This window comes from Lacisediminimonas sp., assembly GCF_030645335.1.
Taxonomy (GTDB): Bacteria; Pseudomonadota; Gammaproteobacteria; order Burkholderiales; family Burkholderiaceae_D; genus Lacisediminimonas.
Genome location: NZ_JAUSNH010000144.1, coordinates 1 through 2,618, shown reverse-complemented (window position 1 = coordinate 2,618; position 2,618 = coordinate 1). Strand labels below are relative to the sequence as shown.

4 protein-coding genes are annotated in these 2,618 nt (G+C 63.7%); all 4 read right to left on the bottom strand.

The features are described from left to right. On the bottom strand, nt 1-607 hold a 607-nt coding region (locus Q7T64_RS10350; RefSeq protein WP_304795208.1), incomplete at its 3' end, for a LysR family transcriptional regulator. A gap of 301 nt (nt 608-908) precedes the next feature. Continuing rightward, on the bottom strand, nt 909-1,355 hold the full coding sequence (locus Q7T64_RS10345; RefSeq protein ID WP_304795206.1) for a CoxG family protein: 447 nt from the start codon (nt 1,353-1,355) through the stop codon (nt 909-911). A gap of 146 nt (nt 1,356-1,501) precedes the next feature. After that, complete coding sequence (locus Q7T64_RS10340) at nt 1,502-1,978, bottom strand: (2Fe-2S)-binding protein (protein WP_304795205.1); 477 nt, start codon at nt 1,976-1,978, stop codon at nt 1,502-1,504. Next, nucleotides 1,975-2,618: xanthine dehydrogenase family protein subunit M (locus tag Q7T64_RS10335; protein WP_304795203.1), on the bottom strand; the 644-nt coding region annotated here is incomplete at its 5' end. The genes Q7T64_RS10340 and Q7T64_RS10335, both read right to left, overlap by 4 nt.

Below are 2,618 nucleotides of genomic sequence, written 5' to 3'. Positions count from 1 at the left end.
CGGTGTCGTAGGTCAGGGCGATGTATTCGTATCCGGACAGCTCGGCCCAGCGCACCGGACCGTCGCCTGCCGCAAGCGGATGTTCGGGCGGCATGATCACGCCGAACGGGTCGCGCAGGATGGGTTTGTAGTCCAGTTCGGGGTAGTCTTTCAGCCGGCTGGCGATGCCGAAATCGACTTCGCCATCCAGCACTGCCCGTTCGATGCGGGCCGAACCGGCGTCCTGCACCGAGATCGTGATATCCGGATAGGCATTGCGGAATGCACGCAGCGCCGGGGTAAGCACATGCACCACGATCGACGGCGCAGCCGCGATGCGCACATGGCCGCGCTGGCTGGTGGCAATCGCATGCAGGTCGCCAATCGCATTGTCGAAATCCTTGACCAGCTTTTCGGCGACGGAGCGGAAACGGATCGCTTCGGGCGTAAGGTCGACGCGCCGGGTGGTGCGCTCGAACAGCTTGAGCCCGATCGCTTCTTCGAATTGCTGGATGGTCGCCGTCAGCGAGGACTGGGTCTGGAACAGCCGCGAAGCAGCGACAGTAAAGGAACCGGACTCCGCAACAGCCAGGAAGCAGCGCAAGTGGCGCAGGGAGATTTTTCTCATCAGCGGTGCGGTGTGGGATAGCCGGTCTGGTGGCTCGGTGGCCAGGATGGCGGCATCAGGTGGTGGAAGCCATGATAAACCTTCCGGTAGCCAAACGCATGGGGAACAGCATCGGCAGTGGCTGACCAGGCGCGTATGCGCCGGAAACGCCAACGCAACAGCCACGCCAGGGACGCTGCTGTTGCTGCGCAATACATACCAGACTGAATGCCGGCAGCGGCGCTGCCGCTACCCTGCTTTGCGCCCGCCGTGACTGCCGTGACCGTAGCGGCCGTCGCAGTCGTGGCGGCGCATGCAGCGTTTACTGGCGTGCCTTGACTGCCTCTTCGAACTTGTCGAAGAACACTGCCGACAGTTTCTTGGCGACGCTTTCGATCAGGCGGCTGCCCACTTGCGCGAGCTTGCCGCTGATTTGCGAATCGGCCTTGTAGACCAGCTTGGTGCCGCCTTCGACTGTTTCCAGCGTGACCTTGGCCGATCCTTTTGCCATGCCCACGGCGCCGCCCTGGCCTTCAAACAGCAGCGTGCAGGCTTCCGGCGCTTGCGCATCGGCAATCGTCAGCGTGCCATTGAACTTGGCTTTCAGCGGGCCGATGGTCAGCACGGTGGTGACGCGGTACAGCGTATCGCTTTCGCGCACGACGGATTGGCAGCCGGGAACCGACGCCATCAGCACGTCGGTGTCGAACAGGCTGTCCCAAACGATTTCGCGCGATACCGGCAGCGTGCGCTCTCCATTGATGTCCATGTGTTGCTTTCCTCTTTATTCGTTACGTATTGCTCGTTGCTCGTTACTCGTTGAAGTGTCCCTGCGCTGCTGCGCTTGCAGGCAGCGCATGGACGTCGTGTTCGCGATGGGCCTGGCGCATAGACCGGCATGCCGGCACGGCGAGCTTACTCGCCCTTCGCCTTCAGCCGGTCACGCGTCAGTTCGGTGGCCTTGACGATGCCGGCGTAGCCGGTGCAGCGGCACAGGTTGCCGGCCAATTCGGACCGGATCTGTGCCGCGTCGGCGCAAGCGCCACGCAGAACGATATCACGCACCGTGATCACCATGCCAGGCGTACAAAACCCGCACTGCAATCCATGCGCTTCCGAAAAGCAGTCTCGGATCACTTCCATGGTCGGATCGTCGTTGAAACTTTCGATGCTGCGCACCGAACGCCCCGCCATCGCAGCCGCCAGTGTAATACATGCGCGCAAGGGTTCGTCATCTACCAGCACCGTGCAGGCGCCGCACACGCCATGTTCGCAGCCCAGGTGGGTGCCGGTCAGGTCCAGCTTGTCGCGCAGGAAGTCGGCCAGCGTCATGCGGTCGTCGATCTCGGCGACGACCGGCGCACCATTGACTGTCAGGGAAATCGTGGTCATTTTGTCAGGGCCTCCGTAATCGCCCGCTTGAGGATTGTCTTGTGTACCTGGAAGTCGTAGGACGACGGGTCCAGCGCGGTGCCCGCCGCCAAGTCCTGCTCCAGCAGGGCCATGAAATCGGCGCTCGCCACATCCTGCGCCTGCAAGCCGGCCGCCAGCCGCGCCGACACCTGCGGCAAGCGCACCGGCTTGTCGCCGGCTGCCCCCACCACCACATTGGCCAGGCCGAGGGCCGGATCGAACACCACCGCGCCGATCGAATGTGCAAATTCGCCAAGCTTCTGGCAAAACTTCTTGTAGGCCCAGCGCGCGCCCGGCGACAACTGCGGCAACAGCACGCCCAGCAGCAATTCGCCCTCGGCCAGGCTGGTTTCCATCAGGCCGACCTGGAAGGCGGCAAGCGGTTCTTCCCGTTCGCCAGCGGCGCCGTGGATCACGACCCGTGCGTCCAGCGCCAGCAGCGCCGTGGGCCAGTCTGCGGCCGGGTCGGCATGCGCCAGGCTGCCGCCTACCGTGCCGCGGTTGCGCACCGAACGATAGGCAATGCCAGCCGCAACATGGCGCAGGTAACCGGCTGCGCAATCCTCCACCTTGCCGTCTTCGATCATTGCGTGCGTGACGCCAGCGCCGATGAACAGCC